This is a genomic window from Arthrobacter sp. AB6 (genome assembly GCF_031844545.1).
Taxonomy (GTDB): domain Bacteria; phylum Actinomycetota; class Actinomycetes; order Actinomycetales; family Micrococcaceae; genus Arthrobacter.
Genome location: NZ_JAUZVL010000016.1, coordinates 69,486 through 95,980 on the forward strand (window position 1 = coordinate 69,486; position 26,495 = coordinate 95,980).

The following is a 26,495-nucleotide window of genomic DNA, read 5'->3' on the forward strand; positions in this document are numbered from 1 at the left end:
TTATTGAATGTGGCAACCAGAGGAAATACCGTCACAGACATGAGTTACTTGACATAACTATAACCTTCAACTCGAAGGTTAAGGTTTCAGGCTTCAAGCTCTCCATCAGTTTTCGCAATAAGACACGAACAAGGGACACGTAACGTGGCAGCTCCGCAGAATTACTTGGCCGTCATCAAAGTCGTCGGCATCGGCGGCGGTGGCGTGAACGCAGTCAACCGCATGATCGAGGTCGGCCTCCGAGGTGTTGAATTCATCGCCATCAATACCGACGCCCAGGCCCTGCTCATGAGCGACGCGGACGTGAAGCTCGACGTCGGACGCGAGCTGACCCGCGGGCTGGGAGCAGGCGCCAACCCTGAGGTGGGCAAGCAGGCGGCCGAGGACCACGCGGACGAGATCGAGGAAGTCCTCCGCGGTGCCGACATGGTCTTCGTGACGGCAGGCGAAGGCGGCGGCACCGGTACCGGCGGCGCTCCCGTTGTTGCCCGCATCGCCCGCTCCCTTGGCGCTCTGACCATTGGCGTGGTCACGCGCCCCTTCACGTTCGAAGGCCGCCGCCGTGCAGGTTCCGCCGAAGCCGGTATCGACGCCCTGCGCGATGAAGTGGACACCCTGATCGTCATCCCCAACGATCGGCTCCTGTCCATCAGCGACCGCAACGTTTCCGTCCTGGACGCCTTCCGCTCGGCCGACCAGGTGCTGCTCTCCGGTGTCCAGGGGATCACGGACCTCATCACCACCCCGGGCCTGATCAACCTCGACTTCGCGGACGTCAAGTCCGTTATGCAGGGCGCGGGCTCCGCGCTCATGGGCATCGGCTCCGCGCGCGGCGAAGACCGTGCTGTCAAGGCTGCCGAACTCGCCATCGCGTCCCCGCTGTTGGAGGCCTCGATCGACGGTGCCCACGGCGTCCTGCTGTCCATCCAGGGCGGTTCCGACCTCGGCCTGTTCGAGATCAACGAGGCCGCGCGGCTGGTGCAGGAAGTTGCCCACCCAGAGGCAAACATCATTTTCGGTGCCGTGATCGACGACGCCCTGGGTGACGAGGCCCGGGTGACGGTCATCGCTGCCGGCTTCGACGACGTCAAGGCCACCTCGCCCTCCATGGACCAGTCCCAGCCCCAGGTGGCGCCCCAGCGGCCAGCCGCTCCGGCTGCTGCTCCCGCCCCGTCCCAGGCCCCGTCCGCCGGCAGCCACCAGTCGCACGTCCAGCCTGTCCACGCAGGGGTAGGTGCAGCAGGCCTCAGTAACTGGGGGCAGCAGCGCCCGTCCTCCGTTCCGGCTGACTCCGGCTTCGACGTGGACCTTCCCTCCGTGGTGGAACCTGACCTGACCGGCAGCCACTCGGATGACCTGGATGTCCCCGACTTCCTGAAGTAGGCCGCGGCTTGTTCCATTGGCGCGCCGAGATCCTGCCCGGGGTGTCGGCGGCATTCACTGACACCGGTGCCGGAAACCTCGCACTGCACGTGGGTGACGACCCCCTGGCAGTGCGGCGGCGCCGTGAACGGCTGGAGGCTGCCACGGGCATCGGGCCTGATGGCCTGCGGTTCATGGACCAGGTGCACGGAACGGCCGTTGCCGTGATGGAACGCGCCAGCGTGGCTCCGCAAGCCGACGCCATGGTTTCGCGCGGGCTGCCGCTCGCCGTGATGGTGGCCGACTGCATTCCTGTCCTGCTTGCCGGCGAGTCGGCCCACGGTCCCGTCCTGGCCGCCGTGCATGCAGGGCGGCCAGGCGTGGCCAATGGCGTCATCCCCTCGGCCGTGGACAGCATGAAGTCCTTGGGCGCTTCGGCCATCAAGGCCTGGCTTGGGCCGTCCATCTGCGGCAGCTGCTACGAGGTTCCGTCGGCACTTCGGGATGAGGTTGCCGCCCTGGTGCCCGCGACGCGATCCACCACATCCTGGGGCACGCCGGCACTGGACCTTCCGGCCGGCGCCCGTAGCCAGCTGGAGCGTGCCGGGGTTGACGTGGAATACGCGGGGCCGTGCACCTTCGAGACCGACTCCCTCTATTCATACCGCCGCGACAGGAACACAGGGCGTTTCGCCGGCTTGGTCTGGTGCCATGGGTGAGCCTTCGGCATACGACGGCGATGCGGGCCGCCGGGATCCGCTCACCGGGGATCCACGCACCGCAGAGCTGGCCGGCCGGCTGGAAGGTGTTCGAGCCCGCATCGGTGCGGCCGCCGCGGCGGCCGGACGTGGGGACCGGCTGCCCACACTGATAGTGGTCACCAAGTTTCATCCGGCGGAGGACATCCGGCGGCTCGCGTCCCTGGGCGTCACTGACGTCGGTGAAAACCGCGACCAGGAGGCTGCCGGGAAAGCCGAAGTCCTGGCCGACTGCGGGCTCATCTGGCATTTTGTGGGACAGCTGCAGACCAAGAAAGCCAAATCAGTGGTCCGCTATGCCGCCGCGGTCCATTCCGTGGACCGGCCCCAGCTCGTGGATGCCCTGGCCAAGGCCGTGCGAATCCAGCAGGACAACACGGGCCGGGCACCGCTGGACTGCTTCATCCAGGTCAGCCTGGAGGACGACGCCGGTGCCCACCGGGGCGGCGCCGCCCCGTCCGACCTGCCGCTGCTGGCCGACCGGATAGCGGCAGGGGAGGGCCTCCGCCTGGCAGGCGTGATGGCCGTGGCCCCGCTGGGTGCCCCGCCCGGGCCCGCCTTCGAGAAGCTCGCCGGGATCTCTGCCCGGCTGGTGGAACAACATCCCGGTGCCACTGCTATCTCCGCCGGCATGAGCCAGGACCTTGAAGCCGCCATAGCCTTCGGGGCGACACACCTGCGAATCGGCTCCGATATTCTCGGATCGCGTCCCCTAGTGGGGTAGCGTCGGTCCTATTGGAAGTGATGGGCGGGGGACTTCAGTGCTGTCAAGTCATTGGGCGGCCCGCATACGGGACACGATTAGGAGTCGACCATGGCCGGCGCTCTGCGCAAGACAATGATCTATCTTGGGCTCGCCGACGGCGATGAGCATTACGAGTCCGAGCACCAGTCAACACGTAAGGATGAGGACGAAACGATGGAAGCTGACCGCGAGGAGCGCCGTGCACCTGCACCCGTCCGCGAGGTCAGCCGCGAAGCGTCCTACACCCCCGAAGAGGAATACCGCGCCCCAGTGACTCCCATTAAGCGAGCGGCCTCCAGCCGCGAAGAAACCAGCGGACTTCGCCAGATCACCACGATCCATCCCCGCTCCTACAACGATGCCAAGCTCATCGGCGAAAGCTTCCGGGACGGCATTCCGGTGATCATGAACGTTACCGACATGGGCGAGGCCGATGCCAAGCGCCTGGTGGACTTCTCCGCCGGCCTGGTTTTTGGACTCCGCGGGAGCATCGAGCGGGTCACCAACAAGGTCTTCCTGCTGTCGCCGTCATACGTTGAAGTCATCGGCGATGACAAGAAAGCCAGCGAAACACAGGCAAGCTTTTTCAACCAAAGCTGAGCACCAGGCGGTGCGTGGATGCCAGACAGGGGCACCTGTCTGGCATCTGTGCTGAAATAGACGGGACACACCGGCAGCACGCCGCGGTGCACATAGGGACATGGAGATATGAGTTAAGTCATGGGAATCGTTTTCGGACTTGTCTATCTCGCGCTGCTTCTGTTCTTTGTTGCACTGATCATCCGGCTCGTCTTTGACTGGGTCCAGATGTTTGCGCGGGAGTGGCGTCCGCGGGGAGTAGCCCTGGTGGCGGCCCACGCCGTGTATTCAATCACCGATCCGCCCCTGAAAGTACTGCGCCGGCTGATACCGCCCCTGCGTTTGGGCGGCATCTCCCTGGACCTGGGTTTCCTGATCCTCTTCATCGCCGTCAGCATTGCGATGGGGATCACCAGGGGACTTGCCTGATTTACCCGAAATAGACCTAGCAGCGCAGGTGGACCCGTCCGGGAACAGCTACTGTGAAGCGAAGAAAACTCGTGTTTGACACCGCAGTGTTGAATTAGAGTAACCAGACCATATTTAGGTACCGTAGTTTTGACGGCCGGAAGGCCTACTGACTAACTAGACCAGTGAGGTGACCAGATGGCTTTGACGCCAGAAGACGTTGTCAACAAGCGCTTTCAGCCGACCAAGTTCCGCGAGGGCTACGACCAGGACGAAGTTGATGACTTCCTGGACGAGATCGTTGTTGAGCTCCGCCGCCTGAACCAGGAGAACGACGAACTTCGCAAGAAGCTCGCCGAAGCCGGATCCAGCGTTCCGGCCAGCTCGGCCGCTTCCCCCGTTGTGGAGAAGGTCCCCGCGCCCGTCAAGGCCGACAAGGATGAGGCACGCGAAAAGGCGGAAGCCGAAGCCAAGGCTGCCGAAGCAGCGAAGAAGAAGGACGTTCAGCCGTCCGCTCCTGCCGCCGCAGCCCCCGCAGCCTCCAACGCTGCCGCCGTCGCAACCCCTTCGGCTGAGTCCGCAGCCGGCCTCCTGGCCATGGCCCAGCAGATGCACGATCGGCACGTCGCCGAGGGCCAGGCCCAGAAGGACAAGATCATCGCCGAGGCGCAGATCGAAGCCAGCAGCCTGGTCAACGATGCACAGGAGAAGTCCCGCAAGATCCTTGGCGCCCTCGAGCAGCAGCGCTCCGTCCTGGAGCGCAAGGTTGAGCAGCTCCGCGGCTTCGAACGCGACTACCGTTCACGCCTGAAGGCCTACATCGAAGGCCAGCTTCGCGACCTGGACGCCCGCGGTTCCGTTGCTACGCCGGAAGTCAGCGAAGCCAACTAGTCCGTCAAGCACGTATTCTGAAAGCCGGTGGCTGAGGATTCCTCGGCCACCGGCTTTTGGCATTGACACCGGTCTTACGAATGAAAGCACCATGACTGACGAACTTGCTGCGGACTCCGCACGCCCTGTCCCACCTGCCCCGCGTCCAGGCCGCACGGTGCTGCTCTCCGTCTTCGCAGGGTTTGCCCTCTTCGCCTATGTCCTGGACCAGCTCACCAAGCTGTGGGTCACGTCCAGCATGGTGGAAGGCGAACGGATCCCTGTGCTCCCGCCGCTGCTGCACTGGTACTTCATCCGGAACTCCGGCGCTGCGTTTTCCATCGGAGAGAACGTCACGTGGGTGTTCTCCATCATCATGGCCGGGGTGGCTGTGGCAATCCTCTTACAGATCCGCAAACTGGGATCGCTCTGGTGGTCCCTGGCGCTGGGCCTGCTCCTGGGCGGTGCACTGGGCAACCTCACGGACCGGCTCTTCCGTGAACCGTCCTTCGGCATGGGACACGTGGTGGACTTCATCCAGCTTCCCAACTTCGCGATCTTCAACATCGCCGACTCGGCGGTGGTTTCCGCCGTCGCCATCATCTGCATCCTGACACTGCGCGGCATAGCCCTGGATGGCAGCCGGGTGACCGCGGAACGCAAGGACAAGGCCGACGATGCCTGAAACGATGCCTGAGCGGATTGTCGTTGCAGACGAATACGGTGGAACCCGCGCCGATGCCGGCCTTGCAGGACTCCTGGGCATCTCGCGTTCCCTCGCGGCGTCCCTCCTTGCCGAGGGCCATGTGCAGAGCAAGGGGACAAGGCTGGGCAAGTCGGCAAAGCTGGTTGCGGGTGACGTGCTTCACGTCAGCCGGCCGGAACGGCGTGACCCCCTGGAAGTCGTGGAGGAAGTTGTGGAAGGCCTGAAGATCCTGCTGGATGACGAGGATTTTGTCGTGGTTGACAAGCCGGTGGGCGTTGCCGCCCATCCGTCGCCCGGGTGGGTCGGGCCCACGGTAGTGGGCGGCCTGGCCGGGGCCGGCTACCGCATCTCCACCTCCGGATCGCCGGAGCGGGCGGGCATCGTGCACCGGCTCGACGTCGGAACGTCCGGTGTCATGGTGGTGGCAAAGTCCGAGCGCGCTTACACGGCACTGAAGCGGGCCTTCAAGGAACGAACGGTGGACAAGGTCTACCACGCCGTTGTCCAGGGCCTTCCGGATCCGCTGGCGGGAACCATCGATGCACCCATCGGCCGGCACCCGGGGCATGACTGGCGTTTCGCGGTGATTGAGGACGGGCGCCACTCCGTCACGCACTACGAAGTGCTGGAAGCCTTTGGCAAAGCCAGCCTGGTGGAGGTCCACCTGGAAACGGGCCGCACCCACCAGATCCGCGTCCACTTTTCCGCACTCCGGCACCCCTGCGCCGGCGACCTGACGTACGGTGCCGATCCGCGGCTTGCTGCCACCCTTGGCCTGACGCGTCAGTGGTTGCACGCCCGGGAACTGGGATTCGACCACCCGGTGTCGGGCGAACCCGTCCGGGTCACCAGCGACTACCCGCAGGACCTCGCGTTTGCCCTGGAAATACTCGAGTCCGGGAAGGCCTGACGCAGTCCAGCCGGACCCGGCGCATAGAATAGTGCGGTGACTTCCAGCAACAACTCGTTTGTCCATCTCCACAACCACACCGAGTACTCGATGCTGGACGGCGCCGCCAGGCTCGGCGAGCTGTTCGACGAAACGGAGCGGCTGGGCATGCCTGCCCTCGCCACCACCGACCACGGCTACCTCTTCGGGGCCTTCGACTTCTGGAAGAAGGCCACGGACAAAGGGATCAAGCCGATTATCGGCGTCGAAGCCTATGTGACTCCCGGAACAGCACGCGGTGACAAGAGCCGCGTGCGCTGGGGTGAGGAACACCAGCGCAAGGACGATATTTCCGGCGGTGGCTCCTACACCCACATGACCCTCCTCAGCTACAACAACGCAGGCATGCGGAACCTGTTCAGGGCATCCTCCATCGCCTCCCTGGACGCAGTCTTCGGCAAATGGCCGCGACTGGACCGGGAACTGCTGAACACCTACTCCGAGGGCCTGATCGCCACCACGGGCTGCCCGTCCGGTGAAATCCAGACCCGGCTGCGGCTGGGCCAGTACCGCGAGGCGCTGGAGGCCGCTGCGGAGTTCCGGGACATTTTCGGGGCGGAGAACTACTTCTGCGAACTCATGGACCACGGGTTGGACATCGAGCGGCGCGTCACCGGGGACCTGCTGCGGCTCGCCAAGGAGCTGAACCTCCCCCTGGTTGCCACCAACGACCTCCACTACACCCATGAGCACGATGCCAAGGCCCACGAGGCCCTGCTGGCCATCCAGTCCGGTTCCACCCTCCTGGAACCCACCTACGACAACGGCGGGTCCCGCTTCGCCTTCTCCGGCAGCGGCTACTACCTGAAGTCACCCCAGGAAATGCGGGAACTGTTCCGCGACCACCCCGACGCGTGCGATAACACCCTCCTGATCGCCGAGCGCTGCGAAGTGTCCTTCAACACCGGGGCCAACTACATGCCGCGGTTCCCCTGCCCGCCGGGGGAGGACGAAACCTCCTGGCTGGTCAAGGAAGTGGCCAAGGGGCTTGAGTACCGTTATCCGGGCGGTGTCCCCGACAACGTCCGTGCCCAGGCCGACTACGAACTGGGCGTCATCACCTCCATGGGCTTCCCCGGCTACTTCCTGGTGGTGGCGGACTTCATCAACTGGGCCAAGAACAACGGCATCCGGGTAGGCCCCGGACGTGGTTCCGGCGCCGGCTCCATGGTGGCCTACGCCATGCGCATCACCGACCTCGACCCCCTGCGCCACGGCCTGATCTTCGAACGCTTCCTGAACCCGGACCGCGTCTCCATGCCCGACTTCGACGTCGACTTCGATGACCGGCGCCGCTCCGAAGTCATCGACTACGTGACCCGGAAGTACGGCGACGAACGCGTGGCCATGATCGTCACCTACGGCACCATCAAGACCAAGCAGGCGCTGAAGGACTCCTCGCGCGTGCTGGGCTACCCGTTCAGCATGGGTGAGACGCTCACCAAGGCACTGCCTCCGGCGGTGATGGCCAAGGACATCCCGCTGGCCGACATCCAAAACCCGGAGGCCAAGCGCTATGGCGAAGCGGGCGACTTCCGCCAGCTCATCAGCACCGACCCCGAAGCTGCGAAAGTCTTCGAGACCGCGCTGGGCATTGAGGGCCTGAAGCGGCAGTGGGGCGTGCATGCAGCAGGCGTCATCATGTCCTCTGATCCGATCATCGACGTCATTCCCATCATGCGCCGGATCCAGGACGGCCAGGTCATTACCCAGTTCGACTACCCCACGTGTGAGGGCCTCGGCCTGATCAAGATGGACTTCCTGGGCCTGCGGAACCTGACGATCATTTCCGACGCCCTGGAAAACATCAAGATGAACCGCGGCATCGACCTGGACCTGGAAAACCTGGAACTCGACGACGCCCCTTCCTACGAGCTGCTGGCCCGCGGCGACACCCTGGGCGTCTTCCAGCTGGACGGCGGACCCATGCGGTCCCTGCTCAAGCTGATGAAGCCTGACAACTTCGAAGACATTTCCGCCGTGCTCGCCCTGTACCGTCCGGGCCCGATGGGTGCGAACGCCCACACGGACTACGCGCTGCGGAAGAACGGGATCCAGGAAGTCATTCCCATCCACCCGGAACTGAAGGAACCGCTTGCGGAGATCCTGGGCGGAACGTACGGCCTGATCGTGTACCAGGAACAGGTAATGGCGGTGGCCCAGAAGCTGGCCGGCTACTCGCTGGGCCAGGCAGACATCCTCCGCCGCGCCATGGGCAAGAAGAAGAAATCGGAACTCGACAAGCAGTTCGCCGGCTTCTCCCAGGGCATGCAGGACAACGGCTACTCCATGGAAGCCGTGAAGACCCTCTGGGACATCCTGCTTCCCTTCTCCGACTACGCCTTCAACAAGGCACACTCCGCCGCCTACGGCGTCATCTCCTACTGGACCGCCTACCTCAAGGCCCACTACGCGCCGGAGTACATGGCCGCCCTGCTGACCTCGGTGGGTGATGACAAGGACAAGTCGGCGATCTACCTCAACGAATGCCGGCGCATGGGCATCACCGTGCTGCCGCCGGACGTGAACGAGTCCGCCCTGAACTTCACCCCGGTGGGCAACGACATCCGCTTCGGCATGGGCGCCATCCGCAACGTCGGCGTCAACGTGGTGGAGGCCATGGTGGCCGCCCGCGAAAGCGAGGGCGCCTTCACGTCCTTCAAGGACTACCTGATGAAGGTCCCCGCCGTGGTCTGCAACAAGCGGACCATCGAATCGCTGATCAAGTCCGGGGCCTTCGACTCATTGGGCCACCACCGCCGGGCCCTGGCCATGATCCACGAAGAGGCCATCGACTCCGTCATCACGCTCAAGCGGAACGAAGCGATCGGACAGTTCGACCTCTTCGCAGGGTTCGACGCAGCCGAATCCGAGTCATCCCTGAGCATCGAGATCCCGGACCTGCCGGAATGGGAGAAGAAGGACAAACTCTCCTTCGAACGGGACATGCTGGGGCTGTACGTCTCGGACCACCCCCTGCAGGGCCTCGAAGGGCTGCTGAGCCAGCATGCGGAGATGAGCATTACCTCAGTCCTCGGCGAAGACGGACCGCAGGACGGCGCGATCATCACCATCGCCGGCATGATCACCTCGCTGAGCAGGCGCATCGCCAAGGCCAGCGGCAACGCCTACGCCAGGGCCGAAGTGGAGGACCTGGGCGGCTCCATGGAAGTCATGTTCTTCGGCCAGGTCTATGGCCCCATCGCCTCTGTCCTCGCCGAGGACCTGATCGTGGTGGTCAAGGGACGCCTGCAAAAGCGCGACGACGGCGCCATTACCCTCAACTGCATGGAACTGTCCGTTCCGGACCTCAGCGAGGGGCTCAACGGCCCGCTGGTGATCACCATGCCCACCTACAAGGCCACGGAAGCGGTAGTCACCGAACTTGGCGACGTCCTCCGTACCCACCGCGGGAACTCAGAAGTTCGGCTGCACCTGCAGGGGGATACCCGGACGGAGATCATGGGCCTGCCGGTCCACCTGCGCGTGAACCCCAGCCCGTCCCTGTTCGGCGACCTGAAAGTGCTTCTCGGACCCGCCTGCCTCGACGCCTGACGAGGCCCTCGACGCCTGACGAGGCCCTGGACGCCTGACAGGGGGACGGACGACGGCGGCAAGTGCCGCCGTCGCCAGGCCGCCCATTGTCCGCGGCGAGTGCGTCAGATCTCGTAGTCCAGCGGGACCGGCTGGCCGTACGCCCCGCCGTGGTACAGCAGGGGAGAGCCGTCGCCGCCTACCTGCCCGTCCACCACCTGGACCACCACAACGGCGTTGTTTTCGAAGGACAGGCGCATCTGCACTTCGCCAATGAGCCAACCGGCTACGCCTTTGAGCACCGGCACGCCGTGCGGGCCCACCTCCCAGTGGTCACCCTCGAAACGGTTGCCGGCACCCGCAAACCGGTCAGCGAGCTGCTGGTTCTCCAGGCCCAGCATATGGACCCCCAGGTAGGTGGTGTTTGCCACGGCCGGCCACGACCGTGAGCTGCGGGCCATGTTGAAGGTGAAGCGCGGGGGCTGGGCGGAAAGCGAGGCAACCGAGGTGGCGGTGAAACCGTAGGGCTGGTCCTGGTAGTTCACCGTGATGATGGCGACGCCGGCGGCATGGCGCCGGAACATCTCCTTGAACGTCCGCTCGAACGGAACGTCAGCTGCTGTCACGGAAACTCCTGGTGGGCTGGATGGCTGGTTATGTATGTTCTGCTTCAAGGGTATTGGTCCCCCGCACCGGTGGAGAATCCCTTGAAGTCCGCGTACGGCGGTTAACCCGCCGGAACATTTGTTAAGGTTTGTTGCATGACGAAAGCCACCCTCCGCACGCGCCCGCGGCTGTCCTGGGCGATGTTCGCGGTCCCTGCTGCGGCGGGTCTCCCGCTGGGCATCCTGTGGTGGCTCCTGGCTCCCGGTGGCCTCAACCTGGTCACCCGGGATCCGGCCCTCTCCAGCGGCACCAATCCGGAGGTCTGGCTTCCGCGGGACCTGACGCTGGCCGGCCTGCTGGTCCTTGCCGGGTGCCTCCTGGCCGTTTTCCTGGCGGACCGGAAGCGCGCGGATCCGCAGGCTGACCTCCTGATGGGCCTGGCTGGTGCCCTGTGCGGCGCAGTGGTCGCCTGGCAGGCGGGGCTCCTCAGCGCGCAGTTATGGGCGCCCGACGTGGATGCCTCGGCGAACGCCAGCATCGCCTTTTCGCTGCGCGCCTGGCCGGTGCTGCTCCTGTGGCCCGCCGCCACGGCCGTGTCGGTTTTCGCACTGGAGCTTCATAACCTCCTGGGCAGGAAGTCCGACGACGGCACGCACCAGTCGCGGCACGCTGCGGCAGGGCCCGTAAAATAAACCAGTGACCATTTCTTCGGAGAATTCCGCCAGCCCAGCCGCCGCCGTCGTAAACTTCCGCACCGTTGACCTGCGCGGCCAAAGCCTGACCCTCGCCGGCTTGCGCGCCGCTGTCCCGCGCGCCCAGGGCCAGACCGTGGCGGACGCTGAAGAAAAGGTCCTGGACATCATTGCGGCCGTCCGGCGGGGCGGCTTCGGAGCGCTGGGAGAACTGGCCCTTCGCTTCGACGGCGTGCAGCAGCGCCACCCGCTGGTTCCGCAGGAGGCCCTGGCCGCGGCGCTCGAGGAGCTCGAGCCGTCCGTCCGCAGCGCGCTCGAGGAGTCCATCAGCCGCGCGCGGCGCTTCGCCGACGGCCAGCGTCCCCGCAACATCGAGGTCCGGCTCGGCGACGGGGCCGTGGTGGCCCAGAACTGGGTGCCGGTGGCAAGGGTGGGACTCTACGTCCCCGGCGGCCTCGCCGTCTATCCGTCATCCGTGATCATGAACGTTGTTCCGGCCCTCGCTGCGGGCGTGCGCTCGATTGCCCTGGCCTCGCCTCCCCAGAAGGAGTTCGCGGGACTGCCGCACCCCACCATCCTGGCCGCCGCCGCACTGCTGGGAATCACCGAGGTGTATGCCATCGGCGGCGCCCAGGCGATCGCCGCGTTCGCCTACGGTGTTGAGGGAACGGATGCCGGCCCTGCACTGGAGCCGGTGGACGTGGTGACCGGGCCCGGCAACATTTTCGTTGCCACCGCCAAGCGCCTGGTCAAGGGCGTCGTGGGGATCGATTCGGAGGCCGGCACCACGGAGATCGCGATCCTGGCAGACGCTACCGCCCAACCGGCCCTCGTGGCCGCCGACCTCATCAGCCAGGCTGAGCACGACCCCAAGGCGGCCTCGGTGCTGATCACCGATTCCGAGGACCTTGCCGCGGCGGTCCGCGCCGAACTCGGCCGCCAGGCGGCGGCAACCAGGCACTCGGTGCGTGTCCTTGAAGCGCTGTCCGGCCCGCAGTCCGGGGTTGTCCTGGTGGACAACCTGGACCAGGGCATTGCCGCCTGCGACGCCTACGCGGCCGAACACCTGGAGATAATGACCCGGGACGCCGCGGGCGTCGCCGCCAGGATCCGGAACGCCGGCGCCATCTTTGTGGGCGACTACAGCCCCGTCAGCCTGGGGGACTACTGCGCGGGATCCAACCACGTCCTGCCCACCAGCGGCACCGCAGCTTTTTCGTCCGGCCTGAACGTCACCACGTTCCTGCGGGCCATCCAGGTGGTCAACTACAGCCGTGACGCACTGGCCGAGGTCAGCGGACACATCGTCAGCCTGTCCGGTGCGGAGGACCTTCCCGCGCACGGGGAAGCGGTGACGGCCAGGTTCGCCTGAGAACCCGCAGGTAGCAACATCTAGTAGCCGCGACCACAACATGTAGTATTACACGCTTGTTATTACGGGTCCCCAGGACATAAAATGGGAGGCGCTGAAGTTGCGCCGGCACCGGCGCCCGGGAAGGAGGGTGGCACCATGTACTGTCCGTTCTGCCGCAACCCGGATTCCCGGGTGGTGGACAGCCGCATGGCCGATGACGGTTCGGCCATTCGCCGGCGCCGCCAGTGCCCGGAATGCGGCCGAAGATTCACCACTGTGGAAACCACCAGCCTTTCCGTGATTAAGCGGTCTGGCGTGGGGGAGCCCTTCAGCCGCAGCAAGGTGATCAACGGGGTGCGCAAGGCCTGCCAGGGACGGCCCGTCAGCGAAGACGACCTCGCGCTGCTGGCGCAGGAAGTCGAGGAGCAGATCCGTTCCTCCGGTGCGGCCGAGATCGACGCCCACGAGGTGGGCCTGGTCATCCTCGGTCCGCTGCAGAAGCTTGACAAGGTCGCCTACCTGCGGTTTGCCAGCGTCTACCAGGCTTTTGAATCCCTTGAGGACTTCGAAACCGCGATCGCCCTGCTCCGGCAGGAAGAAGAAAGCGCCCCGGGTATTACCGCAAAGGGCGCGAAAAGCTCCGAGAAGAGCCCCTTATAGACTCCGGTGGCGGCAGCGGAGGGGAAGCCGCAGCCGCCACCGGCACCGGCACCAGCATGCCCAACAAAAAATCTTGACGGCCGCATCACCTGGCGCCCGCATCTTCTGGCGGTGCGATGAGTTCACCGTCGACGCCTGGTTCGGCCCTTACGGCGCCTTCGCCGAAAAACTGATCCGTGCCGCCGCCAACTGCCGGGCGGCGGCACGGCAATTTGCTACTTGGCGAGCTTGTGCTTCAGGGCGATTTCGATGGCGGCCCCTACGATGCCGGCCTCGTTGCGAAGGACCGCCGGCACGATGGGGGTACGGAGCCGAAGGTTGGGCAGGTACTCGTCGGCACGCTTGGAGATGCCGCCGCCCACAATGAACAGTTCGGGCGAGAACAGGAATTCGACGTGGGAGAAGTAGCGCTGCAGCAGGACGCTGTATTCGTCCCAGGACAGCCCGTCGCGTTCCCGTGCCACGGCCGAGGCTTTCGATTCGGCGTCGTGGCCGTCGATTTCCAGGTGTCCCAGTTCAGCGTTGGGAACCAGCTTGCCATCGAAGATGAAGGCGGAGCCGATTCCCGTGCCCAGGGTGATCACCAGGACGGTGCCCTTGACGCCGGCCCCGGCGCCGTAGCGGGCTTCCGCCAGCCCTGCGGCGTCGGCGTCGTTGATGACTTCCACCGGCCGGCCCAGGCGGGCCGTCAGGAGCGCGTCGATGTCCGTGTTGAGCCAGCTCTTGTCCACGTTGGCAGCGGAGTGGACCACCCCATGCTGGATGATGCCGGGGAAGGTCACGCCCACGGGCGAGCCGGCGGCCGGGGCCTCGGGCCGGGCAGAAAGCTCGGAAACCACCAGCGCCACTGCCTCGGCAACGGATTCCGGGGTAGCCGGCTGGGGCGTGGGAACCCGGAACCGTTCACCCAGCAGCTTGCCCTTCTTCAGGTCGACGATGCCGCCCTTGATTCCAGTGCCTCCGATGTCGATGCCGATCAGGGGGGCGTTCTTGTTCGACTTTTCGTCATTCTTGGCCAATGGGTATCCGTTCGTGGCAGAGGCGGGCAGGGTAGGAGCGGCCGGAAAGCCGCCGGGATTGGTGTCCGGTAAGGAACCGGGAAGGGGGTGCAGCGATCAGTACATCAGGCCGGAGACCAGGTGAACAGGCTACGGCAGGGTCAGGATTTCGGCGCCGGAGTCCGTCACCAGCAGGGTGTGCTCGAACTGGGCAGTGCGCTTCCGGTCCTTCGTGACCACTGTCCAGTCATCCGCCCACATGTCCCACTCCACGGTGCCGAGCGTCAGCATCGGCTCGATGGTGAAGACCATGCCTGCCTCGATCACGGTGTTGTAGGCCGGAGCGGCGTCGTAGTGCGGAATGATGAGCCCTGTGTGGAAGGCTTCGCCCACGCCGTGGCCGGTGAAATCCCGCACAACACCGTAGCCGAAGCGCTTGGCGTAGGACTGGATGGCGCGGCCGATCACGTTGATTTCCCGGCCCGGGGCCACTGCCTTGATGGCCCGGTTCAGAGACTCCCGTGTCCGTTCCACCAGCAGCCGGGATTCCTCGTCCACATCGCCCACCAGGAAGGTGTAGTTGGTGTCTCCGTGGACACCGTTGATGAAGGCGGTGATATCGATGTTGAGGATATCGCCGTCCTGGACCACGGTGCTGTCCGGAATGCCGTGGCAAATGACCTCGTTCAGGGACGAGCACAGTGACTTCGGGAAGCCCCGGTAGCCCAGGGTGGAAGGGTAGGCGTGGTGGTCAAGGAGGAACTCATGGCCCACCTTGTCCAGCTGGTCCGTGGTGACGCCCGGCCGGATGTGTTTGCCGACTTCCACGATGGCCTGGGCGGCGATCTTCGAAGCGATCCGGATCTTTTCGATTGTTTCGGGAGATTTGACCTCGGAGCCGGTGAACTTTGCCGGGGCAGGCTTGCCCACGTACTCCGGCCGGGGGATGGACGCCGGGACGGGACGCTGCGGACCTATGGTTCCCGGAGTGAGGGTGCCGATGGGTGCAGTCGAGGCAAGGGAAGGCATAGATTGATCATATAAGGCACTGCAGAACGCCTAACAACCGGAAGCCGCGCGGGACCTGCGAAAGAATCTAAGTTACGCGGATCACGCCGCCGCTTCCCCGCCGCCGGAACGAGGAGCAACGATGACTGAGTACTGGTACAACGTCAGGACGCACGAGATCGAAGAGGACCGGCTGTCCGACTGGAGCCAGCTGATCGGGCCCTACAAGACACGGGAAGAAGCCGAACACGCCCTTGAGAAGGTCCGTGCCCGCAATGAGGCGTGGGAAAAGGACGACGACGACTGACCGCGGGGACGGCAGGCCCGCCTGGGGCGGGCGTGCCTGGCCTGCCTGGCCTGCGGGTATGGCGCGCCCGGCGGTGGAACCCGCGGCCCGGCGGGTGGAACAGGCCCGGAGCTAGAACGAGTGTTCCGGCCCGGGGAACTGGCCGGACCTGACGTCCTCGGCGTAGGCAGTGGCCGCATCCATCAGCGTGCCCCGCAGGTCCGCGTACTGCTTGACGAACTTGGCCATCCGCCCGCCCCGCAGCCCCGCCATGTCCTGCCAGACGAGCACCTGCCCGGTAGTTTCCTTGCCGGCGCCGATCCCTACCGTGGGAACGGAGACGGCCGCATCCACCGCCGCCGCCGTTTCGGCCGGAACCATTTCCATCAGCACGCTGAAGGCCCCCGCATCGGCCAGCGCGACGGCGTCGTCAATCAGCCGCTGTGCGTCGCCGCCGCGGCCCTGGACGCGGTACCCGCCCAGCGCATGCTCGCTTTGCGGGGTGAAACCGATGTGCGCCATCACCGGAATCCCGGCCTGCACCATGGCTTTCACCGTGGGGGCATAATATTTGCCGCCCTCGATCTTGACGGCGTGCGCCAGGCCTTCCTTGAGGAACCTGACGCCCGCGGCCACGGCCTGCTCAGGGGAAACCTCATAGCTGCCGAACGGCAGGTCGGCCACGATCAGCGCGCGCTTGGCGGACCGCGCCACCGCCCGGCACAGTGGCAGCAGCTCATCCACGGTGACCGGAAGGCTGGTTTCGTTGCCGAACACGTTGTTCGACGCCGAGTCGCCCACGAGGAGCACCTCGATCCCGGCAGCGTCGAAGATCTCCGCCGTGTACTGCTCATAGGCGGTCAGCATGGCGAACCTGGTCCCGTCCCGCTTGGCCTGCTGAAGGTGGTGGATGCGGACCTTGGCCGGCTTCCGTTCCGAAGCGGACGCTGCAGCCGGTCCCGGCCCGCTGCCGTAGGGGGCGGGGACGTCGGCGGACATGCTGGAGTCGGAGCTGTTGCTTGAGGCCATGGCATGAGCGTAGTGCGGTACCGGCCGTCGTAGCTACCGGGGGTCGTCGCCTCCGGTGGTGATAAGCGTCATAGGACGAAGCTGGAGCAGGTCCCCGGAAGCGGGCGAAGGCTGCACTCCGAAGCCAAAATCCGGCGGGGAGGTGTTAACGCTGTGTTACGCGCTGCGCAGGCTCCAGCATTGGCGCCGAATGCTTAGTACAGTGTTGGTGAACTGCTGCCGGCTTTTCCCCTCTGCGGACCCGGAGCATGGACGTTGACCGGAGAAGAGGCCATCATGGACCGCCAGCAAGAGTTTGTCCTGCGCACAATCGAAGAGCGCGACGTACGATTCGTACGCCTGTGGTTCACCGACGTCGTGGGCTCGCTCAAATCCGTGGCGCTTGCCCCCGCTGAAGTTGAGGGCGCCTTCGAGGAAGGCCTGGGGTTCGACGGTTCCGCGATCGAAGGCCTGGCCCGGGTGTTCGAATCCGACATGCTGGCCCAGCCTGATCCATCCACGTTCCAGATCCTGCCGTGGCGCGGTGAAACGGAGCAGACCTCCAGGATGTTCTGCGACATCCTTACGCCCGACGGCGAGCCGTCCGCCGCGGATCCGCGCAACGTGCTGAAGCGTACCCTCGCGAAGGCGGCGGACATGGGCTTCACGTGCTACACCCACCCGGAAATCGAGTTCTACCTGCTCAAGTCGCAGGAGCCCGGGCCGGATGGTGCGCCCGTGCCGGTGGACGAGGGCGGCTATTTCGACCATGTTCCCGGCGGCGTGGCCCAGGACTTCCGCCGCACGGCGGTGACCATGCTCGAATCCGTGGGCATTTCGGTGGAATTCAGCCACCACGAGGCCGGCCCCGGCCAGAACGAAATCGACCTCCGGTACGCGGATGCGCTGCAGACGGCGGACAACATCATGACGTTCCGCACCGTGATCAAGGAAGTGGCTCTCCAGCAGGGCACCTACGCCACCTTCATGCCCAAGCCGTTCACCGCCCATCCCGGCTCCGGCATGCACACGCACTTCTCCCTGTTTGAGGGGGACACCAACGCCTTCTACGAGGCCGGCGCGGAATTCCAGCTGTCCAAGACTGCCCGCCAGTTCATCGCGGGCATTCTCAAGCACGCCCCCGAATTCACTGCGGTGACCAACCAGTTCGTCAACTCCTACAAGCGGCTTTGGGGCGGCGGGGAAGCTCCCAGCTACCTGAGCTGGGGGCACAACAACCGCTCGGCGCTGGTCCGGGTTCCGCTGTACAAGCCGGGCAAGGGCCAGTCCGCCCGGATCGAATACCGCGGCATCGATTCCGCGGCGAACCCCTACCTGGCATACGCCGTCCTGCTGGGAGCCGGCCTGAAGGGCATCGAGGAAGGCTACGACCTTCCCGCCGCGGCCGAGGACGACGTCTGGTCGCTCAGCTCGGCGGAACGCCGCGCCATGGGCCACGATCCGCTGCCCGCAAGCCTCCATGACGCCATCCGGGCCATGGAAGAATCCGAACTGATGCCCCAGATCCTGGGCGAGCAGGTTTTTGAGCACTTCCTGCGCAACAAGCGCGCCGAGTGGCAGGACTACCGCCTGCAGGTGACGCCCTACGAGCTGCAGCGCAACCTCGGCATCCTCTAGGCGGCGGGCGTGAGCCTGGCGCGCCGCCTGATTGCGGCCGGCTTCAGCGACCTTGACAAGGGCGAGCGGTTCCTGGCTGCCCCGGAGCTGGAAGGGCTGGACCAGGAACGGCTGTTCGCGGGCCTGCACATGTCAGCCAGCCCGGACACTGCCCTGCAATCCCTGGTCCGCCTGATCGAAAAGCACCCGGACCTCAGGGACCTGGCCGCCGCCGACCCCGACACCAGCGAACCGATGTACCGGGTCCTCGGTGCGTCCGAGGCACTGGGGGAGTTCCTCATCCGCCACCCGGAACACCTGGAAGCCTTCCGGGTCCGGGCAAGCCCTGAGCCGCTGCAGGCGAATCCCGCGGACCTGTGCGAAGCCCTCCTGCAGTCCGTGGGCGCCGACCCGCGTGCCGAGCGCCCGGTGGCAGCCAGCACCGGATCCGATGCCTACGCCGCCCTGCGCACGGCCTACCGCAGGGGAGTGGTGGATCTCGCCGTCAAGGACCTGTGCGCCGCCGATCCGTTGGACTTCCTGCCGGCTGTGGGGGGCGAACTCGCGGACCTCGCCGGGGCAGCCATCGAGGCGGCCCTCGCAGTCTCGCGCGCCGAGGCCGCCGGGCAGTACGGCGCGGATGCCGTCGCCGCAGTCGGACTGGCCGTCATCGGCATGGGCAAATGCGGCGCCCGCGAGCTGAACTACATTTCCGACGTCGACGTCATCTACGTCGTGGACCCCGGCGACCTCGAGGACGCGCAGGCGAGCACCATCGGGGCTGCCCTTGCCAGCGGCATATCCCGCGCCATCTCTTCCGTGGCCCGCGAACCGGGCCTGTGGGAGGTGGACGCCAACCTGCGGCCGGAAGGCAAGTCCGGGCCCCTGGTCCGCACCCTGGCCTCGCACGAGACGTACTACGCCCGCTGGGCCGAAAGCTGGGAGTTCCAGGCGCTGCTGAAAGCGAGGACCATTGCCGGTGACGCCGCCCTGGGCCGCCGCTACGAGGAAGCAGTCGCCCCGCTGATCTGGAGTTCGGCAAGCCGTGACGGCTTCGTGGAATCCGTCCAGGCGATGCGGCGCCGGGTCACCGAGCACATCCCGGCCGCAGAGGAGCAGCGGCAGATCAAACTGGGCCGCGGCGGGCTCCGCGACGTTGAGTTCACCGTCCAGCTTCTTCAGCTTGTGCACGGAAAAGCAGATGAAACGCTGCGACGGCGTGACACTACCTCTGCCATTGCCGCCCTGTCCGCCGGAGGGTACATCGGGCGCTCCGACGCTGCTGCATTCGATAACGCCTACCGGTACCTGCGGCTGCTGGAGCACCGCATCCAGCTCTTCCAGTTGCGCAGGACCCACCTCATGCCGGTAGCCGAGCCGGCCCTCCGGTCGCTGGCCAAGGCAGTGCTGGGGCCTTTCTCCAACGAGCGGCCCCATCCTGACGCGCTGCTGGCCACGTGGCAGAAAACCAAGCGTTCTGTACGGGAACTGCACGAGCGTATCTTCTACCGGCCGCTGCTCAACACGGCCGCCAAGCTCAGCAGCGAGGACGCCAAGCTGACCCCGGAAGCCGCCCAGGGCCGGCTGGCGGCCCTCGGGTACCGGGACCCGCAGGGCGCCATGCGGCACATCGAGGCACTCACGGCCGGGGTCAGCAGGCGCGCCGCCCTCCAGCGGCAGCTGCTGCCAATCCTGCTGGACTGGCTGGCGGAAGGCGTGGACCCGGATGCCGGGCTGCTTGCGTTCCGGCGCGTCAGTGAGGCCCTGGGAACCACGCACTGGTACCTGGGAATGCTCCGGGACTCCAACGCCGCAGCGGAACGACTGTGCCACATGCTCTCGAACTCCAGGCTGATAGCGGATCTCCTTGAGGTCTCGCCCGAGTCCGTGGCCTGGCTGGGCCACGACAAGGACCTGGTCCCCTTGAGCTTCGAAGCGCAGTGGCAGGAGATCACCTCCAAGATGTCCCGGCATGCGGATCCGGAGAGTGCCATGCGCCTGATCCGGCTGATCCGGCGGCGGGAAATCCTCCGGATCGCCGTGGCAGATTCAGCCGGGCTGCTGGACCAGGACCAGGTGGGGACGGCGCTGGCTGATACCGACCGTGCTGCCGTGCTGGGTGCCCTGCGGGTGGCCGAAGGCATCGTGTCCGCCGGCGGCCCGCTGAAAACGGCAGTCCTGGTGGTGGCCATGGGCAGGCAGGGCGGCGGCGAGATCGGCTACGGTTCGGACGCGGACGTTATGTACGTGCACAGGGCCCTTCCCGGTTTCAGCCAGGAGGAAGCGCAGGAGCAGGCCGCGCGGATCGTTGCGAAGGTCTCCACCCTGCTGACGCAGCCCCTTAAGCCGGCCATCATGGCCGAGCGCGTCCTGCAGATGGACGCGGACCTGCGGCCCGAGGGAAAGAACGGCGCTATGGTCCGCTCGCTGGACTCCTTCGCCGAGTACTACCGGCGGTGGTCCCTGATCTGGGAGGCCCAGGCGCTCCTGAGGGCCCGCCCCATGGCCGGTAACGATGATCTTGCCAAGGATTTCCTCGACCTCATCGACCCCATCAGGTACCCGGAAACCATCGCGGATACCGACGTGCGGGAAATCAGGCGGATCAAGGCGCGCGTGGAGGCAGAACGGCTGCCCCGCGGAGCCGATCCCGCACGGCACCTGAAACTGGGCCGCGGCGGGCTGAGCGACGTCGAGTGGCTGGTCCAGCTCCTTCAGCTTCAGCACGCGGGCCGGCATCCCGAACTGCGGACAACCTCGACGCTCGCGGCGCTGGAAGCCGCTGCGCAGCTGGGCTTGCTGGCCCGGGCCGATGCCGACCTTTTGGCGCGCGCCTGGCGCCTGGCCAGCCGTATCCGGTCCGCCAACGTTATCTGGAGCGGCAAAGCCTCGGACCTGCTGCCCTCCTCCCGCCGCGACCTGGAAGCCGTGGCGCGCTGGTGCGGTTACGAGCCCGGTCAGGCCGCCGTCCTTGAAGAGGACTACCTGCGGGTCAGCCGGCGGGCCCGGGCGGTCTTCGAGCGGGTTTTTTACGGACAGTAGCCGCGACCGGCAGCCGGACGCCTCCCCGGCGGTAGCTGAGCAGGGCTGACACCCGCCCTGGCCGGTGCTACTTTGAGCCCATGGCAACCCAAATCTATTTCAACCTGCCCGTCAAAGACCTGAAACGCTCGGTGGACTTTTTCACGGCCCTTGGCTTCTCGTTCAACCCGGACTACACCGACGAGAATGCCACCTGCATGATCGTCAACGAGAACGCCTACGTCATGCTCCTGGTGGAGTCCTTCTTCAAGACCTTCACCTCCAAGGACGTTGCGGACAGCAAGGGCTCCGCGGAGGCGATCATCGCCTACTCCGTGGACAGCCGGGAGGCCGTGGATGAGGCCGTCAGGACAGCCCTGTCCTCCGGCGGGTCCCCGTCCGAAAAACCCCAGGACTACGGATTCATGTATAACCACAGCTTCCAGGATCCGGACGGCCACCTCTGGGAAGTGATGTGGATGGACCCGGCCGGCCCGCCGGCCGAGTCCGCAGCCGGCGGCGATGCCGCCGGCCCCCAGTCCTGAGCGGCATGGGTAGGAGCATTTGGCTCATTTCGCTCCAGGACCTCGACGCCGACGCCCGGGCCGTCCAGCTCGGAGCCGTGGCAAACCTGGAGCTGGGCCCCGGGCAGGAGCGGTTCGTCGGTGACCCGTTCCGAATGGCATTGGCAGGACTGGCTGAGGAATCGCGGCGGCCCTACGTCATTGAGTGCGCCGGCAGGGCCGTTGGGGTGCTGACCCTGCAGGCCGGCGCCGCACGCCTGGCAGGGTGGCCGGACGAGGCGTCCGCGTGGCTTCTGCGGGGTTTCATGATCGACCGGCGGGAACAAGGCCGCGGGCTCGGCGGCCTCGCCGCAGCCGCCGCTGTGGCGGCCGCTGAAAAACTCACCGCCCGGCACCAAACCCGGGAGGCCGGCGTCGTCCTTTCAGTCAATGAAGCCAATCCTGCGGGCGTGTCCGCCTACTGCCGGGCCGGCTTCGAGGACCGGGGGCAGTACACCGGAGGGGCAGCAGGACCCCAGCGCATCATGTTCCGAAGTTTTCGGCCACGATAGCGCCTCGGCGCCGGGGCGCCGTTTGCACTGAGAAAGCGATTGCCCGATCATGTGGATTGGCGGTGTTCTTCAACCTTGTTGGGGGGAAGGCTGGAACGGTCTTCATCCCGGGGGGCATTCGTCAGGGGGTCTGGTTCCCGGTCTCAGCACGTCTGGAACCGGGCCCCCACCTTTTATCTCTTTTCCGGGTACGACTTTCCCGGACACGCAAAGGCGGCCACCGGATAACCGGCGGCCGCCTTTGCTGCCTTAGGAGTCCTGAAGACCAGGTCCGGGACTAGACGCCGTAGTAGAGCTCGAACTCGTAGGGGTTCGGCCGCAGCGACAGCGGGCGGATCTCGTTCTCGTACTTGTACTCGATCCAGGTGTCGATCAGGTCCTGGGTGAAGACGCCGCCGGCCTGCAGGAACTCGTTGTCCTCGCGCAGGGCCTCCAGGGCTTCCTCGAGGGTGCCCGGAGCCTTCGGGATGTCCTTGGCTTCCTCCGCCGGGAGCTCGTAGAGGTCCTTGTCGATGGGAGCCGGGGGCTCAATGCGGTTGCGGATACCGTCAATGCCGGCCATCAGCTGGGCAGCGAACGCCAGGTAGGGGTTGGAGGAGGGATCCGGCGCGCGGAACTCGATGCGCTTGGCCTTGGGGTTGGTGCCCGTGATGGGGATACGGATACCGGCGGAGCGGTTGCCCTGCGAGTAGACCATGTTGACCGGAGCTTCGAAGCCCTTGACCAGGCGGCGGTAGGAGTTCACCGTCGGGTTGGTGAAGGCCAGGACGGCGGAGGCGTGCTTGAGCAGGCCACCGATGTACCAGCGGGCGGTGTCGGACAGGCCTGCGTAGCCCTTTTCGTCATAGAACAGCGGCTCGCCGCCGTTCCAGAGCGACTGGTGGCAGTGCATGCCGGAGCCGTTGTCGCCGAAGACCGGCTTGGGCATGAAGGTTACGGACTTGCCCCAGGCGTCTGCGGTGTTCTTGATGACGTACTTGAACTTCTGCAGGTCATCGGCAGCGTGGGTCAGCGTGGTGAACTTGTAGTTGATCTCAGCCTGGCCGGCGGATCCAACTTCGTGGTGGCTGCGCTCGACCTCGAGGCCGGCCTCGTCCAGTGCAACACACATGGCGTCACGGAGGTCAGCCTGCTTGTCCTGGGGAGCTACCGGGAAGTAACCGCCCTTGACGGCGGTCTTGTAGCCGAGGTTTCCGCCCTCTTCCTCGCGGCCGGTGTTCCAGTAGGCTTCCTCGGAGTCGATCTTGTAGAAGCTGCCCTGCGGGGAGGACTGGTACTGGACGTTGTCGAACACGAAGAACTCGGCTTCGGGAGCGAAGAACGCGGTGTCGGCGATGCCGGTGGATGCCAGGTACGCCTCAGCCTTCTCGGCAACGCCGCGGGGGTCGCGGTGGTACGGATCGCCCGTGCGCGGGTTGACGATGGAGAAGTTCAGCGCGAGGGTCTTCTCCATGCGGAAGGTGTCCAGGAACGCCGTGGTGACGTCGGGGATGAGCTGCATGTCAGACTCAGCGATGCCCTGGAAACCGCGGATGGAGGATCCGTCGAAGAGCTGGCCGTTGATGAAGAAGTCGGCGTCAACACTCTTCGCGGGGACGTTGAAGTGCTGCTGGACGCCCGGAAGATCGGTGAAACGGATGTCGACGAACTTAATATCTTCGTCCTTGATGAACTTGAGGACTTCGTCCGCAGTCTTGAACATCTATGCTCCTTACGCATATGTAAATATCTGGCGTGCAAGCCAGCTGATCCAGCGCAATCCGACAGCAGGGAAACAACGCAGTGTTTCCCTGCTGTGTATTACCTGCCGTGTTTTACCTGCTGTTTTACCTGCCGGTGGGTTGCTTGAAACTGGTAACAGCCTATGGACGCAGCATTTCCCGTCCGTGTCCGCATTGTTTCGGGCAGGTTACAGAATGCCCTGATATGGCAAGGCTATCTTCCGTCCACTCTGTGGTCTAACGCCATCCACAGTGTGGTCGGCGGGAAGTCGCTAAGCTTGCATGGTGGTAGATCGCAAAGACATTGGCTCCTGGCTCTCCGGCCCCGACACCTCGGGCATCTCCAAGTATCCGGGGGAGAGGCTGGGGCTGCCGGAGTCGGGCCCGGGCTCCATCGCACGGGCAGGCCGCAGGATCGCGGCGATCACGATCGACTGGACAGTCGCGCTGCTGATCAGCAACTTCGCCTTCGCGGGCGACGCCTGGGCCACGCTGGCAATTTTCGCCGTCGAACAGACCCTGCTGGTCGGGACCCTCGGCTACAGCATTGGACACCGTGCGGTGGGCATCCACGTGGTGAGGGCCGGGGGTGCTGCGCCCGGTCCGCTGGCCGCACTGGTGAGGTCCCTGCTGCTGTGCCTGGTGATCCCCGCGGTGATTTTCGATCCTGACCACCGCGGCCTCCACGACAAGGCAATGAATACGCTGCTGGTCCGCCGCTAGGCGCCCGAAGCCCCGGCGGCGCGGAGCTGCCCCAGGCTAGACGGAACTTGGTTCCCGGACGGCAGCTGCGCCGTTGGGTGCCCCGGCAAGGCTGAGGTACCGGCGCTGTCCCGCCCATCGTTCGAACAGGACGGTGGCGAACGGGAACACGGCGGACAGGCCCGCGAACAGGGCAACCACGAAGGGCCAACCCTGCAGCCGCCAGAGTGCCAGGGCGCAGATGCCATACCCCACGAACAGGACCCCGTGAATGGGGCCCGCCACCTGGACGCCAATTTCCGTGGTGCCGGCGATCCACTTGAAGTACATGCCGATGAGGAGCGCCGCCCAGCTGAAGGCTTCCGCTACGGCCAGGATCCGGAACGCGCGGATCACTGCTTTTGTGAGTTTCATGGTGTTGTCCTGTCCTGATGTGGGGGCTGCAAAGAAAACGCCCCGGCTGCCGGCCAAAGCCGGAACCGGGGCGGGTTCAAGACCTAGCGTCCGCGGTTGGGACGAGCCTTGTAGGGGTCAATGCCCTTGGGAATCGGCAGGCGGTTGCCCAGTGACGCGATCCGCTTGGACACGGCACTCACCTCAAGCTTGGTCAGTTCCTTCTTGAGCTTGCCCATCTTCTTGGCTACTTCGCTGAGGGGCACCTGGCCCTCGCCGCGGCCGCTTTCAATCACGTGCACGGTGACGTTGGGCAGGATGCGCGCCAGGCGCTTGCGTTCGGCTTCCAGCAGCGGCTTCACCCGGTGCGTGGGGCCTTCGCTGACCAGCACGATGCCGGGACGGCCGATCGCGCGGAAGACGGCGTCCTGGGTGCGCGGGTTGACGGCAACGGGCTGTTCCTCGGTGATCCAACCGCGCCGCAGGGTGCCCAGCGCAGCGCCGGAGGCGCCGGGCTGGTCCTCAATTTGCGCGAAGGCGGCGCGTTCTGCCCGGCGCGACAGGATGAACGTGGCACCGAGCAGGCCCAGCGGGATCCCGATGATGAGGCCGGTGATCCAGTTGTCCAGCCAGAAGCCCACCAGGAAGCTGACAGCCACAACGCCAAGGAAGACCAGCAGCATAAGCCACGGAACCATGGGGTCATGACGGCGTGTCATGGTGAAGACTTCGCGGATCTGCTTGAGCCGGCTGGGCTTCTTGACCTTCGCCTCTTTGGGCTTCCGCGAGAAGAGGCCACGCTTGACTGCGCTGGAGCCAGACGGAGTGGAGTTGCTGGAATCAGGGGATTTCGCCATAGTTCCTCAATTCTACGTGACCAAAGCCCAAGGGCCGGCACCGGAGTCTTCCGGTGCCGGCCCTTGGGGTGACGCTGTGTTTTTCTGGCAGTGCGCAGCTCAGGAGCGGGCGGCGAGCAGGGTGCTGGCTTCCTGGCGGGTGGTGCCGGAGTCCTGGATGCCGTCGGCGATGTGGGCGAGTTCGGCGGGGATGTCGCGGCCTTTCTTGCGCATTGCGGTGGCCCAGAGCCGGCCGGCGCGGTAGGAGGAGCGGACCAGCGGGCCGGACATGACGCCCAGGAACCCGATCTCGGTGGCCTCGTCCTGCAGGTCCACGAATTCCTGCGGCTTGACCCAGCGGTCCACCGGCAGGTGCCGTTCGGACGGGCGGAGGTACTGGGTGATGGTGATCAGGTCACAACCTGCCCCGTGCAGGTCCCGCAGGGCTTCGGAGATCTCCTCGCGGGTTTCGCCCATGCCCAGAATCAGGTTGGACTTGGTCACCATGCCCAGGTCCCGGCCCTGCGTGATCACGTCCAGGGACCGCTCGTAGCGGAACGCGGGCCGGATCCGCTTGAAAATCCGGGGCACGGTCTCCACGTTGTGC

General features: G+C 65.6%; 25 protein-coding genes and 1 pseudogene. 18 read left to right on the forward strand and 8 right to left on the reverse strand.

Features of this window, described 5'->3' with window-relative positions:
* The first annotated feature begins 144 nt into the window (after nucleotides 1–144).
* The 9 genes from ftsZ to dnaE all read left to right on the forward strand — a co-directional run bounded on the left by ftsZ (nucleotide 145) and on the right by dnaE (nucleotide 9,932).
* Nucleotides 145–1,383: a cell division protein FtsZ gene (ftsZ, locus tag Q9R30_RS13300; protein WP_104997510.1), complete on the forward strand. Its 1,239-nt coding sequence runs from the start codon at nucleotides 145–147 to the stop codon at nucleotides 1,381–1,383.
* An 8-nt stretch (nucleotides 1,384–1,391) separates the two neighbouring features.
* Nucleotides 1,392–2,081: a polyphenol oxidase family protein gene (locus tag Q9R30_RS13305; protein ID WP_104997511.1), complete on the forward strand. Its 690-nt coding sequence runs from the start codon at nucleotides 1,392–1,394 to the stop codon at nucleotides 2,079–2,081.
* Complete coding sequence (locus tag Q9R30_RS13310) at nucleotides 2,074–2,844, forward strand: YggS family pyridoxal phosphate-dependent enzyme (protein WP_104997512.1); 771 nt, start codon at nucleotides 2,074–2,076, stop codon at nucleotides 2,842–2,844. Before Q9R30_RS13305 ends, Q9R30_RS13310 begins: the two co-directional genes overlap by 8 nt.
* A 90-nt stretch (nucleotides 2,845–2,934) precedes the next feature.
* On the forward strand, nucleotides 2,935–3,465 hold the full coding sequence (locus Q9R30_RS13315; protein ID WP_104997513.1) for a cell division protein SepF: 531 nt from the start codon (nucleotides 2,935–2,937) through the stop codon (nucleotides 3,463–3,465).
* 120 nt (nucleotides 3,466–3,585) lie between these two features.
* A complete protein-coding gene (locus Q9R30_RS13320; protein ID WP_104997514.1) occupies nucleotides 3,586–3,873 on the forward strand; it encodes a YggT family protein in 288 nt (95 codons plus the stop codon).
* A gap of 177 nt (nucleotides 3,874–4,050) precedes the next feature.
* Entirely contained in the window at nucleotides 4,051–4,743 is a 693-nt protein-coding gene (locus Q9R30_RS13325; RefSeq protein ID WP_104997515.1) for a DivIVA domain-containing protein, read from the forward strand.
* Nucleotides 4,744–4,834: 91 nt separating this feature from the next.
* Entirely contained in the window at nucleotides 4,835–5,407 is a 573-nt protein-coding gene (lspA, locus tag Q9R30_RS13330; RefSeq protein WP_311217842.1) for a signal peptidase II, read from the forward strand.
* A gap of 4 nt (nucleotides 5,408–5,411) precedes the next feature.
* On the forward strand, nucleotides 5,412–6,338 hold the full coding sequence (locus tag Q9R30_RS13335) for an RluA family pseudouridine synthase (protein ID WP_104999689.1): 927 nt from the start codon (nucleotides 5,412–5,414) through the stop codon (nucleotides 6,336–6,338).
* 36 nt (nucleotides 6,339–6,374) lie between these two features.
* Nucleotides 6,375–9,932, forward strand: coding sequence for a DNA polymerase III subunit alpha (gene dnaE, locus Q9R30_RS13340; RefSeq protein ID WP_104997517.1), 3,558 nt, complete (start codon nucleotides 6,375–6,377; stop codon nucleotides 9,930–9,932).
* A 104-nt stretch (nucleotides 9,933–10,036) separates the two neighbouring features.
* Here dnaE and Q9R30_RS13345 read toward each other — a convergent pair whose 3' ends face one another.
* Nucleotides 10,037–10,495, reverse strand: coding sequence for a flavin reductase family protein (locus Q9R30_RS13345; RefSeq protein WP_104999690.1), 459 nt, complete (start codon nucleotides 10,493–10,495; stop codon nucleotides 10,037–10,039).
* A gap of 177 nt (nucleotides 10,496–10,672) precedes the next feature.
* Between Q9R30_RS13345 and Q9R30_RS13350 the strand changes: the two genes are divergently transcribed.
* The 3 genes from Q9R30_RS13350 (at nucleotide 10,673) to nrdR (ending at nucleotide 13,223) form a co-directional block, all read left to right on the forward strand.
* A complete protein-coding gene (locus tag Q9R30_RS13350; protein WP_311217843.1) occupies nucleotides 10,673–11,209 on the forward strand; it encodes a hypothetical protein in 537 nt (178 codons plus the stop codon).
* Between the two features lie 4 nt (nucleotides 11,210–11,213).
* Nucleotides 11,214–12,581 (forward strand): histidinol dehydrogenase, encoded by a 1,368-nt coding sequence (hisD, locus tag Q9R30_RS13355; RefSeq protein WP_311217844.1) that lies wholly within the window; start codon nucleotides 11,214–11,216, stop codon nucleotides 12,579–12,581.
* A 138-nt stretch (nucleotides 12,582–12,719) separates the two neighbouring features.
* Nucleotides 12,720–13,223 carry a transcriptional regulator NrdR gene (nrdR, locus tag Q9R30_RS13360; protein ID WP_311217845.1) on the forward strand — a complete coding sequence of 168 codons (504 nt, stop codon included), beginning with the start codon at nucleotides 12,720–12,722 and terminating at the stop codon, nucleotides 13,221–13,223.
* Nucleotides 13,224–13,438: 215 nt separating this feature from the next.
* Here the strand turns inward: nrdR and ppgK are convergent, their stop codons facing one another.
* Both ppgK and map read right to left on the reverse strand, forming a co-directional pair.
* Complete coding sequence (gene ppgK / locus Q9R30_RS13365) at nucleotides 13,439–14,242, reverse strand: polyphosphate--glucose phosphotransferase (protein ID WP_157238499.1); 804 nt, start codon at nucleotides 14,240–14,242, stop codon at nucleotides 13,439–13,441.
* A gap of 129 nt (nucleotides 14,243–14,371) precedes the next feature.
* Nucleotides 14,372–15,250 (reverse strand): type I methionyl aminopeptidase, encoded by an 879-nt coding sequence (gene map, locus Q9R30_RS13370; RefSeq protein ID WP_104997521.1) that lies wholly within the window; start codon nucleotides 15,248–15,250, stop codon nucleotides 14,372–14,374.
* Between the two features lie 121 nt (nucleotides 15,251–15,371).
* On the opposite strand from map, the gene Q9R30_RS13375 reads away from it, so the two are divergent.
* On the forward strand, nucleotides 15,372–15,536 hold the full coding sequence (locus Q9R30_RS13375; RefSeq protein WP_120691318.1) for an SPOR domain-containing protein: 165 nt from the start codon (nucleotides 15,372–15,374) through the stop codon (nucleotides 15,534–15,536).
* 111 nt (nucleotides 15,537–15,647) lie between these two features.
* Here Q9R30_RS13375 and panB read toward each other — a convergent pair whose 3' ends face one another.
* Entirely contained in the window at nucleotides 15,648–16,544 is an 897-nt protein-coding gene (gene panB / locus Q9R30_RS13380; RefSeq protein ID WP_104997522.1) for a 3-methyl-2-oxobutanoate hydroxymethyltransferase, read from the reverse strand.
* 276 nt (nucleotides 16,545–16,820) lie between these two features.
* Here panB and glnA (Q9R30_RS13385) point away from each other — a divergent pair, with 276 nt between their 5' ends.
* The 4 genes from glnA (Q9R30_RS13385) (at nucleotide 16,821) to Q9R30_RS13400 (ending at nucleotide 22,236) form a co-directional block, all read left to right on the forward strand.
* Entirely contained in the window at nucleotides 16,821–18,161 is a 1,341-nt protein-coding gene (gene glnA / locus Q9R30_RS13385; protein WP_311217846.1) for a type I glutamate--ammonia ligase, read from the forward strand.
* Between the two features lie 9 nt (nucleotides 18,162–18,170).
* Entirely contained in the window at nucleotides 18,171–21,182 is a 3,012-nt protein-coding gene (locus Q9R30_RS13390) for a bifunctional [glutamine synthetase] adenylyltransferase/[glutamine synthetase]-adenylyl-L-tyrosine phosphorylase (RefSeq protein ID WP_311217847.1), read from the forward strand.
* An 80-nt stretch (nucleotides 21,183–21,262) separates the two neighbouring features.
* Nucleotides 21,263–21,706 (forward strand): VOC family protein, encoded by a 444-nt coding sequence (locus tag Q9R30_RS13395; RefSeq protein ID WP_104997525.1) that lies wholly within the window; start codon nucleotides 21,263–21,265, stop codon nucleotides 21,704–21,706.
* 5 nt (nucleotides 21,707–21,711) lie between these two features.
* A complete protein-coding gene (locus Q9R30_RS13400) occupies nucleotides 21,712–22,236 on the forward strand; it encodes a GNAT family N-acetyltransferase (RefSeq protein ID WP_104997526.1) in 525 nt (174 codons plus the stop codon).
* Nucleotides 22,237–22,513: 277 nt separating this feature from the next.
* Here Q9R30_RS13400 and glnA (Q9R30_RS13405) read toward each other — a convergent pair whose 3' ends face one another.
* Complete coding sequence (gene glnA / locus Q9R30_RS13405; protein ID WP_104997527.1) at nucleotides 22,514–23,938, reverse strand: type I glutamate--ammonia ligase; 1,425 nt, start codon at nucleotides 23,936–23,938, stop codon at nucleotides 22,514–22,516.
* Between the two features lie 304 nt (nucleotides 23,939–24,242).
* Between glnA (Q9R30_RS13405) and Q9R30_RS13410 the strand changes: the two genes are divergently transcribed.
* On the forward strand, nucleotides 24,243–24,680 hold the full coding sequence (locus Q9R30_RS13410; RefSeq protein ID WP_104999692.1) for an RDD family protein: 438 nt from the start codon (nucleotides 24,243–24,245) through the stop codon (nucleotides 24,678–24,680).
* Between the two features lie 36 nt (nucleotides 24,681–24,716).
* Here the strand turns inward: Q9R30_RS13410 and Q9R30_RS13415 are convergent, their stop codons facing one another.
* From Q9R30_RS13415 to Q9R30_RS13425, 3 genes and pseudogenes are all read right to left on the reverse strand, one after another.
* Complete coding sequence (locus Q9R30_RS13415) at nucleotides 24,717–25,073, reverse strand: DUF3817 domain-containing protein (RefSeq protein WP_311217848.1); 357 nt, start codon at nucleotides 25,071–25,073, stop codon at nucleotides 24,717–24,719.
* Between the two features lie 83 nt (nucleotides 25,074–25,156).
* Nucleotides 25,157–25,909, reverse strand: a complete 753-nt coding sequence (locus Q9R30_RS13420) for a DUF4191 domain-containing protein (protein ID WP_104997529.1) — start codon at nucleotides 25,907–25,909, stop codon at nucleotides 25,157–25,159.
* Between the two features lie 99 nt (nucleotides 25,910–26,008).
* Nucleotides 26,009–26,495, reverse strand: a pseudogene (locus tag Q9R30_RS13425) (lipoyl synthase); the annotation flags it as partial.